At 66.4% G+C, this 24411-nt stretch carries 19 protein-coding genes, 1 tRNA gene and 1 pseudogene; 14 read left to right on the top strand and 7 right to left on the bottom strand.

Going from position 1 to position 24411, the window contains the following annotated elements; all coding sequences use genetic code 11:
• The 8 genes and pseudogenes from V5A20_RS02635 to V5A20_RS02670 all read left to right on the top strand — a co-directional run.
• Positions 1-185 (top strand): annotated as a pseudogene (locus V5A20_RS02635) (quinone-dependent dihydroorotate dehydrogenase); the annotation flags it as partial.
• An 86-nt stretch (positions 186-271) separates the two neighbouring features.
• Entirely contained in the window at positions 272-2170 is a 1899-nt protein-coding gene (locus tag V5A20_RS02640) for an AMP-dependent synthetase/ligase (RefSeq protein ID WP_332326654.1), read from the top strand.
• Positions 2171-2386: 216 nt separating this feature from the next.
• Positions 2387-2460, top strand: a tRNA-Pro gene (locus V5A20_RS02645).
• Positions 2461-2749: 289 nt separating this feature from the next.
• Positions 2750-3244: a hypothetical protein gene (locus V5A20_RS02650; RefSeq protein WP_332314567.1), complete on the top strand. Its 495-nt coding sequence runs from the start codon at positions 2750-2752 to the stop codon at positions 3242-3244.
• Positions 3245-3594: 350 nt separating this feature from the next.
• On the top strand, positions 3595-4920 hold the full coding sequence (gene thrC, locus V5A20_RS02655; RefSeq protein WP_332326655.1) for a threonine synthase: 1326 nt from the start codon (positions 3595-3597) through the stop codon (positions 4918-4920).
• A gap of 82 nt (positions 4921-5002) precedes the next feature.
• Entirely contained in the window at positions 5003-5716 is a 714-nt protein-coding gene (locus tag V5A20_RS02660) for an MliC family protein (RefSeq protein WP_332326656.1), read from the top strand.
• 170 nt (positions 5717-5886) lie between these two features.
• Positions 5887-7524, top strand: coding sequence for an adenine deaminase (gene ade / locus V5A20_RS02665; RefSeq protein ID WP_332314570.1), 1638 nt, complete (start codon positions 5887-5889; stop codon positions 7522-7524).
• A 49-nt stretch (positions 7525-7573) separates the two neighbouring features.
• Positions 7574-9007 carry a phytoene desaturase family protein gene (locus tag V5A20_RS02670; protein WP_332314571.1) on the top strand — a complete coding sequence of 478 codons (1434 nt, stop codon included), beginning with the start codon at positions 7574-7576 and terminating at the stop codon, positions 9005-9007.
• Positions 9008-9476: 469 nt separating this feature from the next.
• Here V5A20_RS02670 and pckA read toward each other — a convergent pair whose 3' ends face one another.
• Positions 9477-11069 carry a phosphoenolpyruvate carboxykinase (ATP) gene (pckA, locus tag V5A20_RS02675; protein WP_332326657.1) on the bottom strand — a complete coding sequence of 531 codons (1593 nt, stop codon included), beginning with the start codon at positions 11067-11069 and terminating at the stop codon, positions 9477-9479.
• Positions 11070-11285: 216 nt separating this feature from the next.
• Here pckA and V5A20_RS02680 point away from each other — a divergent pair, with 216 nt between their 5' ends.
• The gene (locus tag V5A20_RS02680; protein WP_332314573.1) at positions 11286-11888 is read left to right on the top strand and encodes a ribonuclease HII; all 603 of its coding nucleotides are present in this window, start codon (positions 11286-11288) and stop codon (positions 11886-11888) included.
• Positions 11889-11925: 37 nt separating this feature from the next.
• On the opposite strand, the gene V5A20_RS02685 is transcribed toward V5A20_RS02680, so the two are convergent.
• The 4 genes from V5A20_RS02685 to V5A20_RS02700 all read right to left on the bottom strand — a co-directional run bounded on the left by V5A20_RS02685 (position 11926) and on the right by V5A20_RS02700 (position 15779).
• Entirely contained in the window at positions 11926-12708 is a 783-nt protein-coding gene (locus V5A20_RS02685; protein WP_332314574.1) for an ABC transporter permease, read from the bottom strand.
• 39 nt (positions 12709-12747) lie between these two features.
• The gene (locus V5A20_RS02690) at positions 12748-13713 is read right to left on the bottom strand and encodes an ABC transporter ATP-binding protein (RefSeq protein WP_332314575.1); all 966 of its coding nucleotides are present in this window, start codon (positions 13711-13713) and stop codon (positions 12748-12750) included.
• A gap of 68 nt (positions 13714-13781) precedes the next feature.
• Positions 13782-14732, bottom strand: a complete 951-nt coding sequence (gene cyoE / locus V5A20_RS02695; RefSeq protein WP_332314576.1) for a heme o synthase — start codon at positions 14730-14732, stop codon at positions 13782-13784.
• Positions 14733-14786: 54 nt separating this feature from the next.
• Positions 14787-15779 carry a COX15/CtaA family protein gene (locus V5A20_RS02700; protein ID WP_332314577.1) on the bottom strand — a complete coding sequence of 331 codons (993 nt, stop codon included), beginning with the start codon at positions 15777-15779 and terminating at the stop codon, positions 14787-14789.
• 228 nt (positions 15780-16007) lie between these two features.
• Here V5A20_RS02700 and glmM point away from each other — a divergent pair, with 228 nt between their 5' ends.
• The 4 genes from glmM (at position 16008) to V5A20_RS02720 (ending at position 20120) form a co-directional block, all read left to right on the top strand.
• Positions 16008-17417, top strand: a complete 1410-nt coding sequence (gene glmM / locus V5A20_RS02705; protein ID WP_332314578.1) for a phosphoglucosamine mutase — start codon at positions 16008-16010, stop codon at positions 17415-17417.
• Between the two features lie 177 nt (positions 17418-17594).
• Positions 17595-17888 carry a hypothetical protein gene (locus tag V5A20_RS02710; protein ID WP_332314579.1) on the top strand — a complete coding sequence of 98 codons (294 nt, stop codon included), beginning with the start codon at positions 17595-17597 and terminating at the stop codon, positions 17886-17888.
• Positions 17889-18141: 253 nt separating this feature from the next.
• The gene (locus tag V5A20_RS02715; protein WP_332326667.1) at positions 18142-19482 is read left to right on the top strand and encodes a class I adenylate-forming enzyme family protein; all 1341 of its coding nucleotides are present in this window, start codon (positions 18142-18144) and stop codon (positions 19480-19482) included.
• Positions 19483-19628: 146 nt separating this feature from the next.
• Positions 19629-20120, top strand: a complete 492-nt coding sequence (locus V5A20_RS02720; protein WP_332314581.1) for a DUF427 domain-containing protein — start codon at positions 19629-19631, stop codon at positions 20118-20120.
• Between the two features lie 13 nt (positions 20121-20133).
• Here V5A20_RS02720 and V5A20_RS02725 read toward each other — a convergent pair whose 3' ends face one another.
• The gene (locus V5A20_RS02725) at positions 20134-21321 is read right to left on the bottom strand and encodes a cystathionine gamma-synthase (protein WP_332326658.1); all 1188 of its coding nucleotides are present in this window, start codon (positions 21319-21321) and stop codon (positions 20134-20136) included.
• A 163-nt stretch (positions 21322-21484) separates the two neighbouring features.
• Positions 21485-23041 (bottom strand): tetratricopeptide repeat protein, encoded by a 1557-nt coding sequence (locus V5A20_RS02730; RefSeq protein WP_332326659.1) that lies wholly within the window; start codon positions 23039-23041, stop codon positions 21485-21487.
• Between the two features lie 361 nt (positions 23042-23402).
• Between V5A20_RS02730 and V5A20_RS02735 the strand changes: the two genes are divergently transcribed.
• Positions 23403-24407 (top strand): hypothetical protein, encoded by a 1005-nt coding sequence (locus V5A20_RS02735; protein ID WP_332314584.1) that lies wholly within the window; start codon positions 23403-23405, stop codon positions 24405-24407.
• The last annotated feature ends 4 nt before the right edge of the window (positions 24408-24411 follow it).

Below are 24411 nucleotides of genomic sequence, written 5' to 3' on the forward strand. Positions count from 1 at the left end.
GAGGGGTGCACGACGCGGCGTCGGCCTACGCCAAGATCCGGGCGGGGGCCTCACTCGTGCAGCTCTACACGGCGCTCGTCTATGACGGCCCCGGGCTCGTGCAGGAGATCAAAGAAGGCCTCGTGGCGCGCCTCCGCGACGAGGGGTACGCGTCCATCACGAACGTCGTGGGGGTGGATGCGTGACGGACGACACGTCGCTTAGAAACAGCCCCTGGGCTCGCAGGTAGGGGCTGCGTGCTTGTCCCTTTCGCACTGGTCGTTTCAGGTTCATGCCCGCGCAGGTCGAGTTCGACACCATTCCCCAGATGTTTCTCCGCCTCTGTGATCGGTATCGGGGGCGGGAACGGCCGGTGCTGCGGCACAAGGTGCGGGGCGATGGTTGGCACGAGATCACCTGGGAGGGCTTCCAGGATCGGGTGCAGGCGCTGGCCGGCCATCTGCATCAGCAGGGCGTACGCAAGGGGGACCGGGTGGCACTGCTTTCCGAAAATCGTCCGGAGTGGGCGATTAGTGATTTGGGCACGCAGCTCATTGGGGCGGCCAACGTGTCGATCTACACGTCCCTGCCGCCGTCGAAGGTGGCCTACATCCTCCGCGACGCCGGGGCAAAAGTGTGCATCGTGTCCGTGCCCGTCCAGCGCAAGAAGATTGAGGAGATCGCGGACACGTGCCCCGAGCTCGACGAGGTGATCGTGATGAGCGAGACCGCAGACGACCCGCCCGTGCCCATGACGCACTGGGACGATGCCCTGGCGGCGGGCCGCGACTACTGGGCCGAGCATGAGGACGAACTCACAGAGACGGCGGAGGCGATCGCGCCCGAGGACACGAGCGCCCTCATCTACACGAGCGGCACCACCGGCCAGCCGAAGGGCGTCGTGCTCACCAATCGCAACTTCTGCTCGAACGTGAAGGGCGCCCTGCAACGCGTCCCCTTCGGCGAAGACGATCATCACCTCTCGTTCCTGCCCCTCTCGCACGCCTTCGAGCGGACGGCCGGCCATACGGCCGTGCTTGCTGCCGGGGCCACCATCAGCTACGCGGAGAGCATCGAGGCGGTCAGCCAGAACCTGCAGGAGGTGCAGCCGACCCTCATGATTTCGGTGCCGCGCATGTTCGAGAAGGTGTACACGCGCGTGACAAAGCAGGCCAGCGAGGGCGGAGCTCTCAGGCAGAAACTCTTTGACTGGGCCGTGCGGGCGGGCGAGCGGTACGCGGAGGCCCAGCGCTCGAATGGCACGGGGCCGGGCCTGCTGCTGCGGGGGCAGCGGGCAGTGGCCCATCGGCTCGTCTTTTCGAAGCTGCACGAGAAGCTCGGTGGGAATCTCCGGTTTGCCGTCTCGGGAGGGGCGGCGTTGCCCGAAGAGATTGGCACCTTCTTCCAGGCCGCGGGCGTGACCATCATCGAGGGGTACGGCCTCACGGAGACGGCGCCTGTCCTCACGATCAATCCCATGGACGCCCCCCGCTACGGCACTGTAGGGCACATCATGCCCGGCGTGACGGTCGCCATTCAACCGCTGGGGGCGGACGCGCCGGTCGGCACGATCAGTGGCAGCGACTACCCCACGTCCCTCTCCACGCCGGAGGGGGAGATCCTGGTGAAGGGCCCCAACGTGATGAAGGAGTACTGGAACCAGCCCGAAGAGACGCGGGCGGCCTTCGACCCGGACGGCTGGTACCACACCGGCGATGTGGGCCGCTTCGAAGAGGGCTACCTCAAGATTACGGATCGGATCAAGCACATGATTGTCACGGAGGGGGGGAAGAACGTGTACCCCGGCCCGATCGAAGAGACATTCAAGACCAAAGGGTGGATCAACCAGATCGTCGTGGTGGGGGAGGGGCGCCCGTTCCTCGCGGCCCTGGTGGTGCCCGACTTCGAGTCGCTTCGGATGCGAGCACGGGACGAAGGGATCGATGAGACAACCCACGACGACACGGCGTTGCTGGCTCGTGACGAGGTGCAGGCCCTGTTCGAAGACATCTTCACGGCGTACAACCGGGACGCGGCGGCCCATGAGAAAATTCGCAACTTCCGCCTTCTCGGCGAGCCGTTCACCGTCGAGGAGGGCACGCTCACTCCCACCCTCAAGCTCCGTCGCAGCGTCATCAGAGAGCGAAACGCCGACCTCATCGACGAGATGTATGAGGAGTTTGGGCTGTGACAAGCCCCGATCGGCCCGCGTCGAGTTCTTGGAAACAGGCGTTGAGGCCCCGCTCCACGTTCACGGCCGGGCATCCGCGACCCGGAGCTGCGATGCAGGATTCCCGTGTGGATAACCGTTGAACTCCTCTTCAGGAGAGGCTCAGCCCCCATGGTTGGGGGGGCATTTTGGATCTCGACTCCGCATCGGCCCTACAAGACCTTTGGACATTTTCCACGGGGCATGGCGCAGTCCGGTAGCGCGCGTCGTTCGGGACGACGAGGTCGCCGGTTCAAATCCGGCTGCCCCGACCCTCCAAGGCGGCCTTCACCGTTGGTGGAGGCCGTCTTTGCTTTGCGAAGGGCCTCGGTCTTTCCCCCTTGAGGGAGACTTTCCGGGGGCTTCAAGAATAATCCCGCCTGGAGGTCCGTTTGCACTGGACAATCCAGCAATCCAATTGTGCAAAGGTCGAGGGACCCCTCCGGGTCACGAAACACACTGATCGGCCTTGGTCTTTTCGAAGTCGTACACACGCTTTCATTCGTCGAGGCCCCGGTTCGGCCTTCGTTCTCTACGCTCTTTTCACTACGACCCATTCTTATGCTAAAACGCTTGTTTCAGTCGTCGTGCGTCGGCCTGCTTGCCCTCGCCTTTGCCGTCACCGCCCCCGCGTTCGGCCAGATGCCCCAGCAGCCGGACACGACTACCCTTTCCGCCTCCGAGGTAAGCCAGGAGCAGATTGACAAGGCGGCCCGGATCGCCGCGGCCGTGCAGTCCTCCATGCGGGCGCAGCAGATGAAGATGCGGAAGCAGATGAAGGAGAAGTACGGCAACCCGCAGGAGATGGACTCCACGCAGAAGGCCAATGCGCGGCGCGAGATGAAGCGCCAGCAGATGCAGATGCGAAAGCAGCAGATGAAGATGATGCAGCAGGAATCACAGAAGGAGAACATGGACCCTCAGATGTTCCGTCGCATCATGCGCTCGGCCCAGTCAGACTCCACGTTGAAGAAGCAGATCCAGCAGGCCATGAAGGCGCAAATGAAGGAGCAGCAGTCGCAGATGCAGCAAAACCCGAACTCCCAGAACGAGTAGCGGCGTTCGGGGCGCCTCGTCGAGACCGGCGAGGGCTCCTGCACATTGTGGTTGAATGGAGAGCGGCCCTTGCCCTGTGGCAATGGCCGCTTTCTTCTTGGACCCTGTGTGTGCTTCCGAAGCGCCTGGGCGTGCCGCCCCGCCCCCTGGCGACGAACCCGAGAGAGATCGCATCAAAGTTGAAGATCAGACGCTGGGGCCTCGTCCACCTCGAGAGGGGGGACTGGCGGACCTCACAGGCCGCTGCCTGTTGTTGGGGACCGCCTTTCCTATATTGAGGCCGCAGAACATCTGCTGAGGACGCAGCACGTCGACTTTCCGCACACACATCTCCTTTACGCCTTCCTGCCGTGCAGTACCTGAGCACCCGCACGCCCGACCATCGCGTTTCCCTCTCCACGGCGCTGCAGGAGGGACTGGCGCCGGACGGAGGCCTCTACGTGCCGGAACGCTTTCCGGACCTCCGCCCGGAGGCCTTCGACGGGTGCGAGACGATTGAGGCGGTGGCGGAGCGGCTTCTCCGCCCGTTCGTGGAGGGGGATGTGCTGGCGGAAGCCCTGCCCGGAATCTGTGAGGCAATGTTCGGCTTTCCAGTGCCGCTGCGCGAGATCGGCCGGAAGACGAGCGTCCTTGAACTCTTCCACGGCCCCACGGCGGCGTTCAAGGATGTGGGCGCGCGCTTCCTGGCCGACAGTCTAGCCCGCCTCAACCAGGACACCGACCAGCCGCTCACCATCCTCGTGGCCACCTCCGGCGACACCGGAGCCGCCGTGGCGGCGGCCTTCTGGAAAAAACCCAACGTCGAGGTCGTCGTCCTCTACCCCAAGGGCAAGGTGTCCGACCGGCAGGAGAAACAGCTCACCGGCTGGAGCGACAACGTGCAGACCGTGGCCGTCCGGGGGGTGTTCGACGACTGCCAGACGCTCGTGAAGGAGGCGTTCCAGGACGAGGCGTGGCAGGAGCGCCTGCGCCTCTCCTCCGCCAACAGCATCAACATCGGGCGCCTGCTGCCGCAGATGACGTACTACGCGTACGCCAGCCTCCGGCACTGGCGGGCCCACGGCACGCGCCCCAACGTGATCGTGCCGTCCGGCAACCTGGGCAACGGCCTCGCCTGCCTCTATGCTCGCGAGTGCGGGCTGCCGATTGGGGAGGTGGTCTTTGCCACAAACGAGAATCGCCCCGTGACGCACTACCTAAAGACCGGCGAGTACGAGGCGTTTGAGACGCAGGAAACCCTCGCGACGGCGATGGACGTGGGCGATCCCAGCAACATGGAGCGCCTGCGCCACCACTACCCCGGCGGCGATCGGGACGGGGCCCTGCACGACATGATTGGCGCCGAGCGCGCGACCGACGACCAGATCGAACGGCAACTCCGCCGCGGCCCTGAGGCCTGGGACACGGTCTGGGACCCCCACACGGCGACGGCGGTCGAAGTCCGCGAGCACCTCGATCCCGAAGACGAGCACGAGTGGATCCTGGTGGCCACGGCGCACCCGGCCAAATTCCCGGAGGTGGTGGAGCCGCTCGTGGGGCACGAGGTCGACGTGCCGGCGCCGCTGGCGGAGGTGATGGCACGGTCGCATTCCGTGCCCGAGGTGGCCCCCTCGCTCCAGGCGGTGGCGGACGTGGTGTTTGAGGGCCGCGGGTCCGGTTCGAAAGAGCATGCGTAGAGCGATGCTCCCGGCTTCGTCGGCGCGGGCCCTCGGGCACGCACCAACGCACAGTCTCTGCTGCATACCTCGAGGGAAGAAAATGAGCGCTAGATGTGGCCTTCGGCGTGTCGTGGGGAGTGTGCTGCTGGGGGCAATTCTGCTCGGGGGCGGGTGTGGGGGCGACCGGTCTCCTCACGACGCCCTAGAGAGGTTCCTGGCGAACGAGGAGGACTCCATAGCGCGGCGGCTGGCCGTGCAGTGCAAGCGGTCGGAGGGAAACGTGGTGACGTTTCGGACGCTCGTGCGTCCCGATTCGCTCGCGCTGCGGGTGCCCGCGTCGTTTGGGGGCGATACGCGCCACCTCAGGTCCGTGCGGGCGGCCAGTGGGGCCAAGTATGAAGGCGGTGGTGCCGTGGTGTGGAGCAAAGGAAGCAGCGCCACCGTCGAAATCGACGGGCGGCGCTTTCAAGACTGCACCCTTGCTCCCCAGAGCGAGCGGCCGGAGGACAAACGGCGTCCGGGGCTCCAATTCCGGGCAGTTGGACAAGAGCCGGGATGGATCGTGGAGGCGACCGACGACAGCCTCCGGTTTGCCTGGGCCTACGCGCAGCGCGAGGTCACGACGTCGCAGTTCGCTGTGGAGACGGACGACGGGCGCATCGTCTACAGGGGCGCCACAGACCGCGGCTCGGTGCGTGTCGTGGCCCAGCCCCGCTATTGCACGGACCCCATGAATGGGCGGCTGTTCAGCCACACGGTCACGGTCACGCTCGCCGGCGACACCCACACTGGCTGTGGGCATCCAAGGCCGTAGCCGGACCCGCTGTCGCCGGGCCTCGCGGCTCCGTTTCGGGTAGGGGACCTCTCGTCCCGCAATGAATCGGCGTAGGGCGCTCTCGTTGAGGCAAAGTTCCTCGATGCTCTGCCGGCCGCTCCGTATGTTGATCCTGCTTCCATAGCCCTTCGGCGGATTCCCTCGTGCTTATGCCTGAGTCTTTTTCTGTCGCCGGTCGCCTCGTCGACCTGCACGCCCACGAGGTCCAGCCGGCCACCGTGCACGTCCAGGGGGACGTGATCGACCGCATCGAGCCGACCGAAGAGGTGCCCGATCAGTACCTGCTGCCGGGGTTTATCGACGCGCACGTCCACGTCGAGAGCGCGATGCTGCCGCCGTCGGAGTTTGCCCGGGCGGCGGTGACGCACGGCACCGTGGGCACGGTGAGCGACCCCCACGAGATTGCCAATGTACTTGGCGTAGACGGGGTCGAGTACATGATCGAAGACGGTCGGCCGGTGCCCTTCCACTTTGCCTTCGGGGCCCCGTCGTGCGTGCCGGCCACGTCCTTCGAAACGAGCGGGGCGGCCCTAGGGCCGGACGCGGTGTCGGAGTTGCTGGACCGCGACGACGTGCTCTACCTCAGCGAGATGATGGACTATCCGGGCGCCATCAACGGGACCCCGGATGTGATGGCGAAAATTCGAGCCGCGCAGGTGCGCGACAAGCCGGTGGACGGTCACGCGCCTGGGGTGCGGGGGACGGATGTAGAACGGTACGCGGCTGCGGGCATCGAGACGGACCACGAGAGTATCTCGATCGAGGAGGCCCGTAAGAAATTGGAGGCGGGCATGAAAATCGCCATCCGGGAGGGCTCGGCCGCCCGGAACTTCGACGAACTGATTCCGCTCATGGACGAGGCGCCGGACCGCCTCATGTTCTGTAGCGACGACCGGCACCCGGACGCCCTCGCGGACGGACACATCGACGGTCTTGTGCGTCGGGCTTTTGCTCGTGGCTACGATCGCTTCGACGTCCTTCGCGCTGCCTGCGTCCATCCGGTGGAGCATTACGGGCTCGACGTGGGGCTGCTGCGAGAGGGGGACCCGGCGGACTTCATCGTGGTGGACGACCTGGACGCGCTGACCGTGCAGCGGACGTACGTCGAGGGAACGCTCGTCGCCGAGGCGGGGGAGACGCACATTGAGCGTGTCGCGTCCGATGTCGTCAATCGCTTCGACGCGGCCCCGGTGGCGCCGGCGGATTTCCGGGTGGCCGCAGCGGGCGACCAGCTCCGCGTGATCACGGCCGCCGACAACCAGCTAGTGACCGGGGAAGAGGTCGTGGCGACGCCGGTCGAGGACGGGCGGGCCGTGGCGGACCCGGACCGCGACGTGCTCAAGCTCGCGGTGGTCAACCGGTACACGGAAAAGAGCACGCCTTCCGTCGCCTTCGTTCGTGGCTTTGGACTCGACCGTGGGGCCCTCGCCTCCAGTGTCGCCCACGACTCGCACAATGTTGTGGCGGTGGGCACCAGCGACGAGGCGTTGGCCCGCGCCGTCAACGCGGTGGTGCGGGAGAACGGGGGGATTAGCGCGGTGGGGAACGGAACGAACGTCCTGTCTCTTCCCATCGCCGGGCTCATGAGCGACGAACCATACGAGGCGGTGGCCCGGCGCTACACGCGCCTCAGCAACCACGCGCAGAACGAGCTGGGCAGCCCGATGAATGCGCCGTTCATGACGCTCTCGTTCACGGCCCTGCTCGTCATTCCGACCCTCAAGCTCAGCGACCAGGGCCTCTTCGACGGAGACGCGTTCGCGTTTGTGGATCTGTTTGTCGATTGAAGGCAGGTGGAGGTGGGCGCCGTGCTGTTTTTCATAATCATCGTTTCGTATGTCCAACGCTGACGCCATTGTTGTAGGCTCCGGACCGAATGGGCTCGGGGCCGCCGTCGCGCTCGCCCGGGCGGGGCGGGACGTGCACGTGATTGAACAGGCCGACACGGTGGGGGGCGCGGCGCGGTCGGCAGAGGTGACGCGTCCGGGCTTCGTCCACGACCTCGGGTCCGCCATCCACCCGCTCGCCGTGGCCTCGCCGCTCTTTCGGCGGTTGCCCCTAGAGGAGCATGGCCTCTCATGGGTGCAGCCGGACCTGCCGCTCGCCCATCCGCTGGACGGGGGGCGGGCCGTGGCGATGCATCAGTCCCTGGACGAGACCGCCCGGGCTCTTGGACGCGACGCGGGGCGCTACCGGTGGCTCAATGGGCCGCTCGCGGATCGGTGGCGGGCGGTCCTCGACGAGGTGCTCCAGCCCGTGCTCCACGTGCCGCGCGCGCCGGGGGTCCTGGCCCGCTTCGGGCTGCGGGCGATCTGGCCCGCACAGCTTCTGGGGAACGGGCTCTTCCGAACGGAGGAGGCGCGGGCCCTGCTCGCGGGGCTGGCCGCACACTCCACCCTGCCACTGTCGGCGCTCGGGTCGACGGCCTTTGGGCTCGTCCTTGGAATGGCGGGGCACGCGGTGGGCTGGCCCTTCCCGAAGGGCGGGGCGGGCGCCATTACACAGGCGCTGGCGGACTACCTGCGCGACCTGGGCGGCACGATCGAGACCGGGCGCCGCGTGCGCGACGTGGATGCGCTGCCGAATGCCCGGGCCGTCGTGCTCAACCTGACGCCCCGGCAGGTGCTGCGGGTCGCCCGGCCCCGGCTGCCGGCCCGCTACGCTAAGCAGCTGGAGCAGTACCGCTACGGCGCGGCGGCGTTCAAGGTCGACTACGCCCTGAGCGATCCCATTCCGTGGGCCGCGGAGGCGTGCGGGCGGGCGGGGACGGTCCACGTAGGGGGCACGCTGCGCGAGATTGCCGCGTCGGAGCGGGCCGTGGCGGACGGGCGCGTGCCGGAGCGGCCGTACGTGCTGCTCGCCCAGCACAGCCGCTTCGACCAGTCCCGTGCTCCCGGCGATCAGCACACCGCCTGGGCCTACTGCCACGTTCCCAATGGGGCGAGCGAGGACGCCACGGCGCAGATTGAACGGCAGATTGAGCGGTTTGCGCCCGGCTTCCGGGACACGATCCTGGAGCGACACGTCATGGGCCCGCAGGCGCTGGAGACGTGGAATCCGAACCTTGTAGGCGGCGACATCAACGGGGGCGCCCTGGATTTGGGGCAGCTCGTCGCACGGCCGGCCCTCCGGTGGAATCCCTACCGCATTCCGGCCCGCACGGCCACCGGGGCGCAGTTGTACATGGCGTCTGCCTCCACCCCACCGGGAGGGGGCGTGCACGGGATGGCGGGACGGCACGCCGCGCAGGCGGTCCTGGCGGACGACTGAACCACTCGGGGGAGACGGCCCCGACAAAAAAGGAGAGGGCGTACGCGATGGGCCGACATTGGCCCTCTCAGGAAAAAGGGACCAGGGTCTCAAGAGCCGCGTCCCAATTTCCGCACGGCACCGATTCTTGCACACGTCCCAATCCGCCGGCTCGACTCGGGCCGGTCCGACTCAGGCCGAGCCGCGGCAGCTCAGCCGTGCAGGAGCCGCATCACCTCGTCGGCGACCGAGGGCTCGGCGGCCACGATGTAGTGGTGTCCGGCTTCGAGAACGGCGTCCGGGCGGGCCACGTGTGGAAAGAGAGCCGTGAGAGAAAAGTAGAAGGGCAGTAAATTCGCTGTGGAAAACCGCTCCGACCCGTTTGGGGGCGCCCCCGACGCGACATGACTCACACACAAAACGCCGGGCGGCCTGCTGGCCGGCCCGGCGTGTGGGCATGCGAGCGAGAAGCCCTGAGGAGGAGCGCAGGCTACGCTGCCTGAAGCCGTGGACCCGCCTTTACGATTTCGGGGGCCGCCATGTCTTCGTACTGCTCGAAGTGCTCATTGAAGAGCCCGACGAGGTGCTCGGCCTTCTCGTCGTAGGCCTGCGGGTCGTCCCACGTCTCCCGTGGCATCAGGATCTCATCGGGCACGTTTGGACACTCGGTAGGCACGTCCAGCCCAAAGACCGGCTCCGTCTCCTTCGGGGCGTCGAGCAACGAGCCGTCGTGGATGGCATCGACCATGGACCGCGTATGCTGGAGCGGCACACGATGCCCCACGCCGTACGGGCCGCCCGTAATGCCGGTGTTCACGAGCCACGCTTCGGCGTCGTGTCTGCGGATCTTCTCGGCGAGCATCTCGGCGTACTTGTCTGGCGGCCACACGAGGAAGGCAGCGCCAAAGCAGGCACTGAAGGTGGCCTGTGGCTCGTCGACGCCAACCTCGGTCCCGGCCACCTTTGCCGTGTACCCGCTGATGAAGTGGTACATCGCCTGCTCGGGCGTCATCTTGCTCACCGGTGGCATCACGCCGAACGCGTCGTACGTGAGGAAGATGATGTTGTCCGGATGGCCGCCCATGCCCGGGATCTTGGCGTTGTCGATGTAGCCGAGCGGATAGGACGCCCGGGTGTTCTGGGTAATGGAGGTATCCTCGTAGTCCACCTCTCGGGTGTCGTCGTCGTAGACCATATTTTCGAGCACGGTGCCGTACCGGATGGCGTCGTAGATTTCCGGCTCGTCTTCTTCGGAAAGCCCGATGGCCTTGGCGTAGCAGCCGCCCTCGATGTTGAAGACGCCCTCGTCGCTCCAGCAGTGTTCATCGTCGCCGATGAGTTTGCGGTTCGGGTCGGCCGAGAGGGTCGTCTTGCCGGTCCCGCTGAGGCCGAAGAAAAGCGACACGTCGCCGTCGTCGCCCTCGTTGGCCGAACAGTGCATCGAGAGCACGTTCCGCTTGGGCATCAGGTAGTGCATGACCGTAAAGACGCCCTTCTTCATCTCTCCGGCGTACTCGGTTCCGAGGATGACCATCTCCTGATGCTCAAACGACAGATCCACGCTCGTCTTCGAACTCATGTGCTTGGTCTGCCGGTTCGCGGGAAACTCGCCCGCGTTGTAAACCACAAAGTCCGGCGTCCCAAAGTCCGCCAACTCCTCTTTGGAGGGCCGAATCAGCATGTTGTGCATGAACAGGGCGTGGTACGGCCGCGAGCAGATGATGCGCACCTTCAGGCGGTGGTCCGGGTCCCATCCGGCGAACCCGTCCATCACGTAGATGCGCTGGCGGGTGTTGAGGTAGTCCTGGGCCCGTTCCTTGTTGATGTCGAAGGTGTGGGTGTCAATCTCCATGTTGATGGGCCCCCACCAGATGTCGTCTTCGCTGTCGGGGTGTCGCACGATGCGCTTGTCGGCAGGGCTGCGTCCGGTTTTTTCGCCCGAGCGAATGGTGAGGGCGCCGCTGTGGGCGATGGCGGCCGTGGGATCGTAGTGGATGGCCTCCTCATAGAGGCGGGCGGGATCCGCGTTGCGGAGGGTGCTGTCGGGGCGAATGCCGTACTGAGACAGGTCGAGATCGGACATGGCGGTTGGGGAGGTGTGTACAAAAAATGAGACGAGCAGGACATTCCGCAGTATACAAAAAGACGTCCCTGAATGTATAGTCGGCCGGCCGGATCGATGTGGGGCGTCGTCCTGTATCTGATGCCGGGCGTGGCCCCACAGAAAAACTGCTCGTCTGTTGGGTGGGGCCGAGGCTCCCTTGTCCCGTCGCCGCTCATTCTTTTGGAGGACCCTCGCATGCTATCCCATGAACGTCGGCTTTGGGCCGACGGCTACGAGCGTGTGGCCGGGCTCGACGAGGCGGGGCGAGGGTGCCTAGCCGGGCCGGTCGTCGCCGCCGCCGTCATCATGCCGCCGCAGGTCGAGATCACGACCATCCAGGACAGCAAGGCGCTCTCGGAGGCGCAGCGCCTCGACGCCCGGGCGACGATCAAGGAGCAGGCCGTGGCTGCGGCCATTGCCGGCTGTTCTCCGGCAGAGATTGACGAGCGCAACATCCTTCAGGCCGCCCTCAAGGCCATGCGACGGGCCGCGGCCGAGTGCCAGCCGCCCCCCGACTTCGTGCTCGTAGATGGCAACCAGTGGGACCGAAACCTCGTCGATGCGCCGTGGCCCCACGAGACGGTCGTGAAGGGGGATGCAAAGAGCCAGTCCATCGCCGCTGCCTCTATCCTCGCGAAGACCGAACGAGACGCGCTCATGCGCGATCTGCACGAGGAGCATCCCGAATATGACTGGGCGTCGAACGTCGGCTATCCGACCCAGCAGCACTACGCCGCGCTCCGCGAGCACGGCGTGACGCCCCACCACCGGCAGTCGTTTACGCTCTTTCGGGACTGAGAGGCACGGAGGAGATGGAAAGACTCCCGGCCCCGAGTCACGTCTGGAAGAAGGGCCGACGCACCTGCCACACCGCGAGCCCGGTCATGAGCACCGCGAAGGCGCCGGTCACGGCGAGGCAGACGCCCGGCCCTGCCAGGGCGCCGGGCGTGTTCGTAAATCCGTGAAACCCGTGCCGCAGGCCGCTGACGGCGTAGGAGACCGGGTTCGCCCACATCACGACGCGCAGCACCGGCGCTGCCCCGTCGATCGGAAACATGGCGCCGGACAGGAACCAGAGCGGGAGCAGAAACAGGTTCATGATGGCGTGGAAGCCACGCGTGGTGTCCATGCGCCACGCGATGGCGAACCCAAGGGCGGTGAAGGCCAGGCCCGTGAGGAAGCACACGGCCACGATCATGCCGACGCCGGCGACCCCAGGGGCAAGGTCGACGAGCGGAAGGGCGCCCAGAAACAGGAGGGCCTGCACGGTGGCCAGGAGGGTGCCGCCCAAGGCGGTGCCAAAGACGAGCGCCGTACGCGGTGTGGGGGCAACCAGGACCGCCTGCAGAAAGCCCGAGGTGCGCTCCTCAACGATCGAGATGGTGGAGAAGATGGCGGTGAAGAGGAGCACCAGTGCGAGAATGCCCGGAAGCAGGAACGCCACGTAGCTGCCCCCCATGCTGCCCTGCGGGGGCTGGAAGGTGTTCTGAAACCCAAGCCCCAGAAGCACCCACAGGGCCAGCGGCTGGGCGAGGGCGCCCAGCACGCGGCTCCGGTCGCGGACAAACTTGAGCATTTCGCGGGCGGTGAGGGCCCCAATGGTGCGCAGTGCGCTCATTCTGCGAGAGGGAAAAAGACAGAAGACGGTGGAGGACGTTTACTCGTCCGACATGTCCCCACGGGTAAGGACGCGCTCGCGAGAGTCCGTGGGAGAGACCCCGGCGTGGACCATGAACACGTCCTCTAGGGTCGGCGTCCGGATCGTGGCGCTCCGAATGTGGTCGCCGAGAGCCTCGTAGAGCGACGAGAGGAACGTCGGGGGGTCGGCCGGGGCCACCTGTACGGTCGCCCCCACGATGCGGGTGGGCACGCCGAACTGGGCCTCGATTCGATCCCGCAACGAGGTGGGGGCTTCGGCCTCCAGCCAGATGGTTTCATCCCCCAGGTCGGCCTTGAGTGTGTCCGGCATGCCGTCGGCCACCAGGACGCCGTCTGAGAGAATGCCGACACGGTCGCAGCGCTCCGCCTCGTCCATGAGGTGCGTGGCCAGCAGCAGGGTGGTTCCTTCTTCCGCCCGCAGTTGCTGTACGGCCGCCCAGAACGTGCGCCGGGCAGCGGGGTCAAGGCCCGAGGTTGGCTCGTCGAGCAGCAGCAGGTCCGGGCGGTGCAGGAGCCCGCGGGCCAGGTCCACGCGGCGTCGGAGCCCTCCCGACAGGTCGGCGACCGGGTCGGTGGCCCGGTCGGCCACGTCGAGGCGCCGCAGCAGCACCTCGGTGCGCTCGCGACGCTCTGCGCCGTGCAGGCCATAAAGGGCGCCCTGAAACCGCAGGTTCTCGCGGACGGTCAGCGCCTCGTCGAGGGCCTCCTCCTGGAAGACCGTCCCGATCCGTCGCCGCACAGCGCCGGACTCTTGGGCCGTATCGAGCCCAAAGACCTGTGCGTGCCCCTCCGACGGGGGCATCAGCGTAGAGAGGATTCGAAAGAGTGTCGTCTTGCCGCTGCCATTGGGGCCGAGCAGGCCGTAGAGCGCACCCGCATCCACCTGAAGGGTGACGTCCCGCAGGGCCGGGTGGGACCCGTAGCGATGAGTCACCTTCTGAATGTCGACGGCAGGGGCGGGCATGGATGCGTTGCGTGTGGGCGATCGAACAGGGAAGCGCTAAAGGGCGACGGCGGGCCGTCCGTCGGGGATCAGAGAAACCAGTCCACGAGCAGGAGGACCACGAGGACCGGAACGTAGAGCACCGACGCTTTCAGGACGCGTCTGGCCTTCTGCCCGGTCCGCTCTCCGTGAAAGACGATCGTCGTCCACAGGAACCACAGGCCGAGCGGCACCACGCCGATCCCGTAGACCCACCCGGCCGTCTCGGTGAGAACGGGCAGGACGCTCATGGGCACGAGGAGCGCGGCAAAGCCAATCATCTGGGCCGCGGTGGAGTCGCCGTTCGGCTCCACGACCGGCAGCATGGCGTAGTCTCCGCGCGCATAGTCCTTTCGGTACATCCAGGCAAGGGACAAAAAGTGGGGCATCTGCCACGTCGCGAGGATGCCGAAGGTGGCCCATCCGCCTGCTCCGAGGTGTCCGGTTGCGGCCGTATAGCCGCCCAGGGCCGGAAGCGCCCCCGGCACGGTCCCGACCAGGGTATTCCACTTCGTCGTCCGTTTCAGGGGCGTGTAGACGAACAGGTACAGCACAGCCGTCAGCGCCGCCAGGACAGCAGTGAGGACGTTGACGAGCGGGCACAAGAGACCCACGGCGAGACAAATTAGAAGAATGCCCACGCGCCGCGCCGTATTGGGGTTGACGCGCCCTGCGGGAAGGGGACGCTGCGCCGTCCGCTTCATCTGCGCGTCGTACTGGCGTTCCAGCACGTGGTTGAGCATGCCCACCCCTCCGGCGCAAAGGGCCGTTCCGAGCATGGCCCAGAACAACAGGCCGCCATCCAGGCCGGCTGGAGAGCCGATCAGGAAGCCCGCAAAGGCCGACAGGGTGACCACCGATGAGATTTCCGGCTTGGCCAGTATGAGGTAGTCCCAGAGCACGGCCCCAAGGGAGCGCGCGGAGGTTTGCGCCTCGGACGTGGAGGGAGCGGCCGTAATGGCCACGGGCGGTTCCGACGACCCATCGGGCGGGGACTCCATGAACGAGAACGATCAGGCGGGGAGAGCGGCGACGCAGGGCAGGCATTTCGAGACTCAGGGCTCTGCCCCGGCGAGTGACCGTTCGGGGACACCCCGGGCTGCACCGTCTCCCGGTTTGGGAGCGGGCATATCCTGAGGGCGGCGTGCAGCCAGCAGGCTCATCACGACCGACGCCCCGAACAGCACGGCGCCAACCACCAAGTGGGCCACGGTGAGCGCCACGTACGCGACCACCCCGCCCTGCCCCGCCGGTTCGTAGAGGGTGAGGAGCAGGGACGCGAGCCCAAGGGCAAACTGAAGCCCCATGGCGCCTAACAGCCCCCAGGCCGTCCGCCGCACGGCGGGGACCGTGTCAAAGTGTTTCTCCGCGACTACGAAGGCGCCGAGGACGACCCCGACCACCGCAAAGGCCCCGGTCACATGCAGCGTCGTGTAGCCGCCCGACATGCCCGCCCCGGGGTGCCGCAGCAGAGCCCCGAGGACAATCTGTAGGTAGATGACGACGACGGCGGCGTACGACCATCTTCGCAGATGGTTGGCCGAATCGATCTGCGGCAGTATGTCGTCCCGGCGGCGCCACGTGTCGGTGACGAACAGCGTCATGGCCACGAGGGTGGCAAAGAAGAGCTGCGCGACGCAGGCGTGCACCATGGCGAGGTCTAGCGAGACCCAAAGGACGCGCAGCCCCCCGAGGATGCCCTGAAGGACGACCAGGGCAACGGCCGCGCCCCCCAGCTTTCGCATCCAGGCCCGCGGGTCTTCCCACCAGGTCCAGGCCGCCAGCACCACCGTGAACATGCCCACCAGGCTCGCAATGAGGCGGTGGCCGTGCTCCGCGAGGTAGGCCGGGACCAGCCACCACTCCTCAACAGGGTTGATGAGGTTGTAGGAGCCGAGCGACGTGGGCCAGTCTGGGAATGCCATGCCGGCGCCGATGCTGGTGACCACCCCGCCCCACGATATGAGGAAGACGGTCAGGATCACTGTGCACGCCGAGAACCGGCGGCGCCAGGTCCAGTCGGAAGTGCGAGAGCGCGAAGGAGGCATGGCCGTGGAGTCGCCGTTTACACTGAGATGAAGCAACCGTCTTTTTCAGACTTTTGAGCCGAACAGTCCCACCAGAGAGAGGGCATTTCGGTTCCGTAAAGAGACCGCAAATGGAACCATTGGCGGGGTCTTCTCTACGCCTTTTCGCCCTTTTCCCATCTCTGTCCCCGTGCGTCCGTTCCCTTCGGTCCATTCTGTTCTGGTCCATAGTTTCCCCGCCCCGTGCCCATGGCTTCGAGCGACACCCTGATTGCGTCCATTTCCGGCATTCGCGGCATCGTAGGGCAGGGGCTTGATCCGTCGGTGCTGGTGCGCTACACCGGCGCGTTCGGAACGTGGTGCCGCGAGCGGGCCGAGGCCACCGGGCATCCGGCTCGTGTGGTCGTGGGACGCGACGCCCGCCCGTCGGGGGACGCCTACGCCCAAGTCGTCATCGGGACGCTGCGCGGGATGGGGTGTGAGGTCGTGGATCTCGGACTGGCCGCCACCCCCACCGTCGAGATGGCCGTGCTGCAGGAAGGGGCCGCCGGGGGGATCGTGATGAGCGCCTCCCACAACCCGGAGACGTGGAACGCCCTCAAGCTGCTTAACGAGACGGGCGAGTTTCTGACGCCGGATCAGGGGGAGGCGATCATTGACCGCGCGGAGGCCGGCGCGGCCACCCCGGTGCCCCACACCGACCTCGGTGGGTATCGCTCGCGCAACGCTCTGCCCGACCACATCGATGAGATCCTGGCCCTGGACCTCATCGACCCGGAACGGATCGCCGCGCAGAACCTGAGCGTGGTCGTCGACGGCATCAACTCCGTAGGAGGCATCGCCCTGCCGCGCCTCCTGCACCGCCTGGGGGTGGCGGAGGAAAACGTTCACTGCCTCCACTGCGAGCCCACCGGCACGTTCGCCCATCCCGCCGAGCCGCGCCCCGATCACCTCACCGAGCTGACGAGGGCTGTGCCCAAGCACGGAGCCGATCTCGGACTGGCGGTGGACCCCGATGCCGATCGCCTCGCCCTCGTCGACGAGCAGGGCCGATTTGTGCTGGAAGAGCTCACGCAGGTCCTGGCGGCGGACTTCCTGTGGCGGCACCGCGAGGGGCCGTTCGTCACCAATCTCTCCTCGTCTCGCGCCATCGACGACGTGGCGGCCCGGCACGGGCAGACGGTCCACCGCTCCGCCGTCGGTGAGATTCACGTGGTGCAGCGCATGAAGGCGGTTGATGCCGTGCTGGGGGGAGAGGGCAACGGCGGCGTCATTCTGCCGGACCTGCACCATGGCCGGGATGCCCTCGTCGGGACGGCCCTCATCCTCCAGCACCTAGCCGACTCGGGGCAGTCCTTGGGAGCGCTTCACGACGACCTGCCCCGCTACGCCATGGCAAAAGAAAACCTGCCGCTGCCCGACGTGGCCCCCGACCGGCTTCTCGCCGCGCTGGCCGAAGAGCATGACGGGGAGGATCAATCCACCCTCGATGGGCTCAAGATTAATTTTGACGACTCCTGGGTGCACATGCGCCCGTCCAACACCGAACCCATCCTGCGAGTCTACACGGAAGCCCCAACCCAGGAAGATGCCCAGGCCCTCGCGGACCGTTTCCGGAGCAAACTCCAAGAGCGAGCCGAGACCCTCGGCGCAGGGTAGGGCACAGATCTTTTCGGGATCGTTGTCCTGCACGAAGGAACCGCTCCTTGGAGCGTAAAATTCAACTCCATCAGAGAAGAGACACAGTCCTCACCGGTTGAGGATGTTCGTGTCGGACGGCCCGTGGGAAGGGGCTCGTCGCAGCCATGCAGCTATGTGTCCAAAATGACTGGTCCGATGAACGACGACCACGACCTTGCCTGGTACCAATCCCAGTGGAGCGAACTGGTCGATGCACTTTCGGTCGAGGACCCCGACGCCGTGGTGCCCGAGGTGCGGCGCTTGCGCAAGCAGGTGGAGATGCTATCGGACCAGCACGAGGCTCTTGCGGAGGCGGGGGTGGAAAATCCCGAGAAGGCGCTCCGCATGATCGACAACATGGCGGATCAACTCGAAGAACTGTACGCCGAGCGGAGTCATTCCGATCTGCCGGTCACGCCGAAAGGAAAGGCCGATGATGCCTCGGGTTAGGGGCGCGTCCAGCATCTTGCGGGTCCGTCGGTACCTTCTGGTCTAGTGCGCTTGCCCTTCCATGCGAGCAGCGGCTCCCTCATCCCGATCGGGCGGTGCGACGCGGCCCTCACCAGCGGCTCCCACCGACGTCGTTGCGGACCTGCAGGACGCACGTCCGCGGCCTTCCACACCGGGAGCGGCCCCCGACCCCAATCCCTGGCGAGGGCTTTTCTACGAGCATCTCCGAGACGAGGGGCTGCCCGCCGTGATCATGGACGGCGTCGTCACGCCGGCGGGATCGCTATGGACGGGGGCCCGGCGGTGGACGGAGTCGTTTCGGGGGGCGTCGCTCCGGAAGGGGGATCGGCTCGTCGTTGCCCTTCCGCCGTCGACGGCCTTCGTGCAGGTGCTTGTCGCCGCGCTGTGGGAGGGGCTCACCATTGCGCTTGCGTCGCCGGACGAAAACATCGAACAGCTCTGTTCAGCCCTGGACGCACGAGCCGCGGTTGCACCGAGCTCCGGCGCCTCCCGCTGGACTGCGGATCCGTACGCGGGGCCGGCCTCCACGCCAGATGCGCTCCGGCCGACAAAGACGTCGCCCACGCCCGACGTTCGCATTCTGGTGCGCACCTCGGGCACCACGCAGATGGCCCGGTGGATCGCGCTCTCGGACCGCAACGTGCTGTCGGTGCTGGCGAGCCATCTCCCGCACCTGACCCTCCGACGGGCCCGCGTCCTGTCCGTCCTCCCCTGGACGCACGCCTTCGGGCTGGTGCTAGACCTGTTGCCCGCACTCCTGGCCGGGGCTGAGATGATTCGGGACCCGGACGGCGGGCGCGATCCGGCGTCTCTCACCGCCCTGGGAGAGGCCTGGAGCGCCACCCACCTGTCGGCGGTCCCACTCACGATCCAGCGCCTGCTGGAAACCGAGCGCGGCCCCGCGTTGCTGCGCCGCCTGCATGGAGGAATTGTCGGGGGGGCGCCGGTTGCGGGGCCCCTCGCCGATCGCCTGGCGGAGACGCGGCTCCGGGCCGGATACGGGCAGACAGAGGCGGCCCCCGGCATTACGCTCGGCCCGCCGGGCCAGTGGGCGGCTCATTACCTGGGGCGGCCCCTGGGTTGTGAGGCAACGGTGGCGGACGACGGCGAGCTGCTGTTCGAGGGCCCCAACGCCTGCATCGGAACCTGGCGGCGACACGAAGGGCTCAACCGGCAGGATCCGACCCGAACGGTGCCTACCGGTGACCTCGTCCGTCGAGACGGAGACGGCCTCTTCTTCGAAGGCCGGAAAGACACCGCTTTTAAGCTGTCCAATGGGCGCCTCGTCCGGGCGGGGGCGTGGGAAGGACGGCTCAAAAGCCAGTTTCCGAGCCTCCACGATGCCTTGCTCTTTACGCCGGCAGGAGATGGCATTTCGGTCGCCCTCTGCATCGATCCGTGTGGTGCGAAGGGCCCCTCCGAGAGGGCAATCAGAGAGGTGCTTGGCTCCTTGGCCGAACGGCTCGTCGACTGCGTCCGGGTTGCCCCCGAGAACTGGGTGCAACGGGCCAAGGGCACGGTCGATCGGGCAGAGATGACCCGTCGACTTCGGGCCTCGGAGGCTGCGGACTGAACGCCTGCTCTTGCGCCCGCTCTTATTCGTGCGTTGGGGCCCATCCTCACGAACCGGGGCACGGTGAACAGACCCACTTTCCGGACGATTGCCTCCCACGGCCCCAGCGTTCCCATCGCGACCTTCTCCATCATCCCCCCTGTGCCATGCCGACCCCCACCACGCCCGGCCCCAATCAAGAATCCGTCTGGGACTACCCGCGCCCGCCGGCCCTCGAATCCGAGGAGCGGCGCATCCGGGTGGTCTTCAACGAGGCGGTCATCGCGGACACGACCGACGCGCTGCGGGTGCTCGAGACGAGCCACCCCCCGGTGTACTACCTCCCCCCCGACGACATCGCCACCGAGCACCTGGAGCGTCAGCAGCAGACCACGAGGTGCGAGTTCAAGGGGCGTGCCGTGTACTACACCGTCACGGTGGGGGACCGCTCGTCGCGGAGTGCAGCCTGGGGCTACCCCAACCCGACGGACCGATTTGCCGAGCTGCAGGACTACATCACGTTCTACGCCAGCAAGGTCGACGAGTGCTACGTTGGCGATGAGGAGGCCCGTGCTCAGGAGGGCGACTTCTACGGCGGGTGGATCACCGACGATGTCGTGGGTCCCTTCAAGGGCGGGCCCGGCACGATGGGGTGGTAGCCGGGGGGAGAGGTCAAACCCGAGACAGTGCACGATCAAGGTCGTCGTGCAGGTCGTCGAATGACTCCACGCCCACACTCAGGCGGATCAGCGAGTCGGTGAGGCCAATCTTTTTGCGCTCCTCGGCGGGGATGGACGCGTGGGTCATGGAGGCGGGGTGTTCGATGAGGCTTTCCACGCCCCCGAGGCTCTCGGCGAGGGTAAAGACCTCGACGGCGTCCAGAATGGCGAGCGCCTTCTCCATCTCGTCGTCGGCCAGCTCGAACGAGATCATGCCGCCGTAGTCCGACATTTGCTTCTGCGCCAGGGCGTGCCCGGGGTGGGAGGGAAGGCCAGGGTACCGCACGCGGCCCACCGTGTCGTGGGCGTCGAGCATCTGGGCCAGGCGCCGGGCGCTGGAGCAGTGCTGCTCCATGCGCAGGTGAAGCGTCTTGGTGCCGCGCAGCGTGAGGAAGCAGTCCATGGGCCCGGGGGCGGCGCCGGTGCTCTTGATCTGAAAGCGCAGCTTCTCCGCCCATTCGTCCGAGTTCGTGCAGACGGCCCCGAGGATGAGGTCGGAGTGGCCGCCCAGGTACTTCGTGGCGGAGTGGAGCACGAGGTCGGCGCCGTGGGCGAGGGGCTGCTGCAGATAGGGGGTTGCAAAGGTATTGTCCACGGCCACCGTGATGTCGTGGGCGTGGGCCCGCTCGGCGAGCGCCTCGATGTCGACCATGCGCATGAGCGGGTTCGTGGGCGTCTCGACCCAGAGCAGTTGCGTAGCGTCGGTGAACGCGTCCGCCACCGCGTCCGGGTCGCTCATGTCCACGAACGAGGTGTGGATGTTGAGGGGGGCAAAGACCTCTTCCAGGAGCCGATAGGTGCCGCCGTACAGGTCGTCCGTCGCCACGACGTGGTCGCCGGGGCGGAGGCTCTTGACGATGGCGTCGATGCCGGCCACGCCGGAGCTGAACGCGATGCCGTGCTCGGCCCCCTCCAGCGACGCCAGGTTGCCCTCCAAGGCCGTGCGGGTCGGGTTCGACACCCGCGAGTACTCGTGCCCCTTGTGCTCGCCAGGGGCGGCCTGGGCGTACGTGGAGGTCTGGTAGATGGGCGTCATGACCGCGCCGGTGGACGGGTCGGGCTGCTGCCCGGCGTGCACGGCCCGGGTCCCAAATCCGTCGACTTTGGGAGAGACATCGTCGTGTGAGGAAGCGTCAGGCATCGGGGGCGCATGCATTGGGGAAAGAAAAAGACGCACGGCGCGGGGCTGAAGCGGCATCCCGCACGTGAATTCGGAGAGGTCCCGCAAAATACCATGCCCCGAGCCTCCTGTAGGAGACCCGGGGCAGGCGCTGAACCGGGAGGAGTTTGTGCAGAGAGGGCGGTTAGTTCCCGCTGCTTGCACCGCCTGTGCTATCTCCTGTACCCCCGCTGGCGCACTGCTTGACCTCTTCGGCCTTTTCTGTCTGTTCGGTCTGCACGTATGCTTGAAGGAGGGCCGAGCAGGCGTTCTGCCGGTACTCCCCGTTTGGGCCGCTTAGTTGCCGGGCTCGCTCCAAGGGCGGAATGGCATTTTGGAAGAGCTGACGGCGCTGATCGTCCAGGTTCTTGATCATCTGCGCCTCCTCTTCGGTGGGCTCCCGGTTTTCGGCCATCACGGAGTCGCGGGCCGACACGAGGCTGTCTTGCAGTACCACGCCTTTGTTCAGGTACGCCGCGCCGAGGTTGTACTGCTTCTTCGGGTCGTCGGGGTCAAGGTCAACGGCCTCCGAAAGCTGCTCGGCGGCCTCGTCGTACCGGTCGGTGTTCAGCAGGAGGGAGCCGTAGTTGTACCGGTAGCGTGCATTCTCCGGGTCGTTCTCAATCTGCTGCCGGTAGGCCTGCATGGCCTCTTCTGTGTTGCCGGTGCTATTGAGGGCATTCAGGCGCTGGTTCTGAAGCTCCGCGAGGGGCGTGGCGCTGGAGAGGTCTTCCGAAACTGTGATCTCTTCCAGGGCCGTGGTCTGGTCGTTTGCCACTTCGGTGCCCTGCGTGAAGAGGGAGACCTGCAGGCGGCCCTTCGTCTGTTTCTTCCCGCCGTCCTGCTTCCGGAAGGTGCCGGAGACCGTGCCGTCGCTGGTCGACAGCGGGATGCGGTCCGGGGTGGTGCCTTCGACCTGCCGGGACGAGCCTCCAGACTCGATGGTTGCGGTGTAGCTCACCCCGCGGGTGCCCTGCACCCGAAAGTGAGTGGGGCGGCTCGACAGATCGTCGAGGGCCCGCTCGGTCACCTCGAGGGCCTTTTCGGGCCGGTCGTCCTGCCGGTGCAGCTGGGCCAGGATGGTGTACGCGTTCTTCGATGGCTCCTCTGCCCTATCGAGGTAGCGCTCCAGAATGGGGATTACGCTGGACATCTCCTGCATGCCCTGGTCGCCCCCCTCGAGACGGGCAGCCTGAAGGCGAGCAAATGCCTCATTCAAAATCGGGCCCGTCGAGTCCGGCTGGATCGCACTCGCGGCGCCGAAATACGCCGCTGCGCGCATGTATTCTGACTTCTGGCTCGACCGCTGGGCCTGGTTGAAGGCATCGGCACCCCGCTGGTACTCCTGGATGAACGCGAGCTCCCGCTGGTTTTCAACGTCACTCCGTCGGCTCGGATCGAACTCGACGGCCTTCTCCTCCGCCGCCCGGGCCTGCTGGTAGCGTTGCTTGTACTCGTCCGGGGACATCGTGCTGTCGGCCATCTGGCGCAGGATGCGGGCCTTCATCGTATAGGCCTCGGCGTTGGCCGAGTCCTGGGCAATTGCCGAGTCGACGTTGGCGAGGGCCCGCTCGTAGCTCTCCTGCTCCATGGCGTCCTCGGCGGCGCTCATGTTGGGATTTCCGGCCGAGCATCCCGAAAGAGCCACGAGCCCGAGGCTCCCCAAAACAAGTGCAAAGAGCGCTGACTGTCGGGTCGTCATGGTGGCAAGTCGTAATCAGTGGGACTCAGGTGAGGGTGCAACATTCGAATTCCGACTGCCGGGCGCGGCGTTCCAATAGCCCCGTGCCGAGCGGATGAAGTGCCAAGTGGCGGAATCCATATGCTTTTCTATGATAGCAGAAATGCGGGGCCCATTCAATACGTTTCGGCACCGGACCCATGAACTTCCAATTCATCGACGGGCGATAGATCGTTGTAACTGCTTGTCCGCTTTCCTTTCTTGAAGGTGCATTTGTGGCGACTGCTCTTCGCCGAGCGGCTGTTGGAGGCACGCGGGCGTGACGACGGGGGGCCATCGATGCTGCTCTTCTTGGTCCTTCTTGCCAGCCTGTTTGGTTCCTATGGAAACCCCTGACCCATCCAACTCTCTGATCACGCCGAGCCTCCAGGCCCTGGTGAGTGAGGTGCTTGACTACGCCGGCCTGTTTCCGCCGGCGGACCTGTCGCTTCGTCGGGCGCTTCAAAACTACGCCGAGTACCGGCACGAGCAGGAAGCATGGATGCTGTCGCGGTTCGTGCTTCCGGTGCGCCGCCTGTCCGATCTGGGGACGCACCGCTCTCTGCTGAAGGAGGGCGCGCCGTACGACCTGTCAGTCCTTGGGACAGGGGGCGGCACGGTCGACACCTTCTTGAAGGCGTTTGAACGAGACCTGGAGGCCATCGAGGCTTTCGACGAGGCCCACGAGGAGCGGGCGCAGGTCGACGTCATGGAGGTGCCCCTGCCCGACACGTTGGTGGGCGGCACGCAGGCGGAAGGGACCGACTTTCTGGAGGCCATCACCCGCACCCTCGTGACCACCGGCACGGCCAAGCTCGACCTTTTCTTCGAGGTGCCCCTCCGGCGGGAGGCCGTGGCAGGCCTCCCGGCCCTCTGTGCCGCGGCGGCCGAGCACAACAGTCAGCAGGCCGTGCCGGCCCGGACCGTTGCGGGACTCAAGGTGCGCTGCGGAGGGGCGGAGCCGACCGACGTGCCCGACGCATCAGATGTGGCGGCCCTCATCGTGGCCTGCCGCGACGCCGGGGTCCCATTCAAGGCCACTGCGGGACTCCACCACCCGGTGCGCCACTACGACGACGGGCTGGACACCGACATGCACGGGTTTCTCAACGTCTTTGCTGCCTCGGTGCTGGCCCTCGAGCACAGCCTTAATCAGCCTGAGGTGCAAACTATTCTCTTTGAGGAAAACGCGGACAACTTCCGGTTCCTCAAAGACGCGTTTGCCTGGCGGGACCTGACCGTCTCCCTCGACGATATTCGGCACGCCCGAGACACCTTGGCGCTCTCTTTTGGGAGCTGTAGCTTCGAAGAGCCCGTTGACCACCTGCGCGACTTGGAATTGCTCTGATCCA

It is taken from the genome of Salinibacter sp., assembly GCF_036626415.1.
Taxonomy (GTDB): Bacteria; Bacteroidota; Rhodothermia; order Rhodothermales; family Salinibacteraceae; genus Salinibacter.